This window comes from Bacteroidota bacterium, from assembly GCA_030706565.1.
GTDB lineage: Bacteria > Bacteroidota > Bacteroidia > Bacteroidales > JAUZOH01 > JAUZOH01.
Genome location: JAUZOH010000367.1, coordinates 1 through 3,732 on the forward strand (window position 1 = coordinate 1; position 3,732 = coordinate 3,732).

3 protein-coding genes are annotated in these 3,732 nt (G+C 41.1%); 2 read left to right on the plus strand and 1 reads right to left on the minus strand.

The features are described from left to right. The first annotated feature begins 132 nt into the window (after positions 1-132). Positions 133-888: an FISUMP domain-containing protein gene (locus tag Q8907_14165; protein MDP4275416.1), complete on the plus strand. Its 756-nt coding sequence runs from the start codon at positions 133-135 to the stop codon at positions 886-888. A gap of 162 nt (positions 889-1,050) precedes the next feature. Continuing rightward, positions 1,051-1,791: a fibrobacter succinogenes major paralogous domain-containing protein gene (locus Q8907_14170; GenBank protein MDP4275417.1), complete on the plus strand. Its 741-nt coding sequence runs from the start codon at positions 1,051-1,053 to the stop codon at positions 1,789-1,791. A 138-nt stretch (positions 1,792-1,929) separates the two neighbouring features. Here the strand turns inward: Q8907_14170 and Q8907_14175 are convergent. Beyond that, on the minus strand, positions 1,930-3,732 hold a 1,803-nt coding region (locus tag Q8907_14175; GenBank protein ID MDP4275418.1), incomplete at its 5' end, for a penicillin-binding transpeptidase domain-containing protein.

Genomic DNA, 3,732 nt, shown 5'->3' on the forward strand with positions numbered 1-3,732 from the left:
ATCTCTATTTGAAATAAAATTGATAACATAAATAATATAAAATATAATTCAAAAATCCCCTAAACCCATCAAGGAGCGGGGCGTGGATGCCAAAAAACGTCAAGAGTAGGCCTTAATTTTACAATTAACTTTATGAAAATCAAGCTTCGTTTTGTCCCATATTTTTTAACAGTGGGCATGTTTTTAATTTTTGCTGCCAGTTGCAGCAAAGACAGCAATGCCGGCAGTAATGATAACAGCAATACTGCTGCCGGCAAAATTAAAGCTCCTGAGTTTAATTCCAAGGTTACTTATGGTACAATGACCGACCAGGACGGTAATGTTTACAAGACCGTAACTATTGGTACGCAGACCTGGATGGCAGAAAATCTGCGGGTGAAGACTTATAATGATGGAACAAGTATTACTAACATGGTATATCATGGGCACGGGCTTAACGGTGGATATTGTAATTATAATAATACGGATAACCCGGATACGATTTCTACCTATGGAAGGTTGTATGATTGGTATGCAGTTAATACGGGAAAACTTGCACCCAAAGGCTGGCATGTACCCTCGCAGGCTGAGTGGACAACTTTAGTCAATTACCTGGGAGGCGAAAATGTTGCCGGCGGAAAAATAAGAGAAGCCGGCACTGACCATTGGAAAGGTCCCAATACCGGGGGAACAAATGAATCGGGTTTTACAGCCATTCCCTGTGGTGTATACAGCCATTCAGACGATTTTGGTAATTCAGGCGAATTTACTGCATGGTGGACTTCTGATTATTATTTTGATTATACTGCTTATGTGATGTGTATTAACGATAATTGTTCGACAATGTATTGTGGGGGCACTTATTCTAATATAAATACAGGGTATTCTGTACGTTGTGTAAAGGATTAACTTTTTTATTTGCCAGGGAGAAATCAACTGATTTTAAATTGGAATAAGATCCTGTTTAATCCGGAGAATTAAGATTTCATCAACAACATAAATGATTACCGTGAAATTTTAAGTCTTCGATTACAGGCTTGTGTTAGAATTTTTGAATATTATTTAAATATTATGTTAAAAAAATTAATTGAGTTAACGGTTTTGATATTTTGTATGGTCATAGTCTTCAATGCATGCAAAAAGGATGGAGGTGCAGGTTCTGAAAATTCGGGCCATACGCTGGCCAAGCCAAAATTTAATTCTAATGTTACTTATGGCACTGTAACCGACCAGGATGGGAATGTTTATAAAACAGTAATTATTGGAACCCAAACCTGGATGGCAGAAAACCTCAAAGTTACCCATTATAACGATGGAACACCCATTCCCAATGTTACCGGTAATGAGGAATGGAAATCTTTGTCAACGGGTGCATATTGCAATTATAACAATACGGCCAATAAGGATACCATTGATATTTACGGCAGGCTTTATAATTGGTATGCTGTAAATACTGGAAAACTTGCACCTAAGGGCTGGCATGTGGCTACGGATATTGACTGGGCAAATTTGGAACATTTTTTAGGTGAGAACCTGGCTGTTGGAAAATTAAAGGAAGAGGGTACCGATCATTGGATGACTCCTAATATGGCGGCTACCAATGAAAGTGGATTTACTGCACTTCCTGCTGGCGAAAGGTATTATTATGGTGAATTTTATGATATTGGTGAGCACAGTTACTGGTGGAGTTCTTCCCTCGATTATGGCAAATATGCCTTGGAATGGGGGGCAGATTATCGCATCACGAATTTAGGTAGATGTGGCTATGAAGTCATGGATGGTTTTTCAGTACGTTGCATAAAAGACAATTAAACCCAACCTGAATTGGGCTGAACAATTCAGGTTGTAATATTATTTTTGGTTATTGACCATAAAAAAAGCCACGGAAATAATCCTGTGGCTTTTTTCTGCAATAAATTTATCTATTACTTGTCCTTACTTTAAAATTTTCTATTCAACCAGTTCTTCTTCAGCTTCATTGTTGTTTGTTCCTGCACCTACTGCAGTTGAATCGGCATTTCTCCTGCCTCGGGTTGAATCCGGCCTGTAAAATGTATGGCAGGAGAAATTCTTGGAGATTTTTGCATCCGGTTTCGGGAATGGAACTTTCAAATAGTCAAAATGGCTGTCGTGGAGCACTTTTTCCATGAAAAGCCCGAAAATCGGCAGGGCAGTTTTGCAGCCTTCCCCAAGTGCATTGGTACGGAAATGTATGCTCCGGTGTTCGCCGCCAACCCAGGCGCCACCAATAAGTTTGGGCGTTACACCTACAAACCAGCCGTCGGAATTATGCTGTGATGTTCCTGTTTTTCCTCCAAATTCTATTTTTGATTTAAACAGATCATAAGAGAACAAGGCTTGTGTGGTTGCCCTGGGTTCCGTCATGCCTCCGCGCAACATCTGGGTCATCAGGTAAGAAGCTTCAGGGGAAATAACCTGCTGACTGGAAGAATGAAATTCTTTTAAGACATGGCCGTCTTTGTCTTCTATTTTTGTTACCAGCAAAGGTTCCACCCGGTAACCTCCATTGATTGTCGGGCAATAGGCGTCTACCAGTTCAAACAGCGACACGTCGCTTGACCCTATGGCTACTGAAGGAACATTTTCCAAAGCGGAAGTGATACCCATTTTATGGGCATATTCAATTACCTTTTCCCAGCCCAGAAGCTTGGTCAATTGGACAGCAATAGAATTTACAGAGCGGGCAAAGGCATATTTCAGGGTCATGTTCATCCCCGAGAAATTCCCTGTAGCATTTCGTGGCGACCAGGTTTTAGCTTCTCCCTTTTCGGTATAGTTGATAGACACCGGAACATCACTCATATTGTCGCAGGGGCCAAAACCATTTTCCATGGCTGCCGTGTATAAAAATGCCTTAAATGTAGAGCCTGGCTGGCGTTTCGATTGCTGCACATGGTCGTATTTGAAATAATTAAAATTAATATCCCCTACCCAGGCTTTGATATAGCCTGTTTCAGGATCCATGGCCATAAACCCGCCGTGCAGGAAATGTTTGTAATATTTAATGGAATCAGTAAAACTGAAGGTAGTATCCCTGTCACCTTTCCAGGTGAAAACCTTCATTTTATGTTCATGATTCAGATAATATTCAACCGAATCAGGTTTTCCTGCATATTCTTTTGCAAGAGACTTATAGTAAGCAGATTGCCTAACCAGATCTTCAATAAAACCCGGAATCTCATTGCCTTTATCGTCAACCCATGGATTTCGCCCCTGCCAGTGCATGTCAAACTGATGTTGCAGCCTCTTCATGTGTTCCTGCATGGCTTCTTCGCCATAGGTCTGCATACGGGAGTCTATGGTGGTGTAAATCTTCAACCCGTCCCGGTAGAGGTCATAGCCATTTTCTTTAAGCCAGTCCTGAAGGTAACGGGAGACTGCCCCGCGGAAATATGGAGCCTGCCCGTCATAATTTTCTTCCGGGTTATAATCAACCTGCAAAGGCAATTGAAGCAAGGAATCATATTGATGTTTCTTAATCACCTTGTACTTAAGCATTTGTTTAAATACCACATTCCGTCTTTCCAACGATTTCTGAGGATGAAGAATGGGACTGTACAGGGTTGGTGCTTTAAGCATCCCGACCAGGGTTGCACATTGCTGGTAATTCAGCTTATAAGGAGTAGTGTTGAAGAAAGTCTTGGCTGCAGTTTTGATTCCATAGGTATTACTCCCGAAATCCACTGTATTGAAGTACATGGTCAGGATTTCCTTTTTGGAATAAAGCATCTC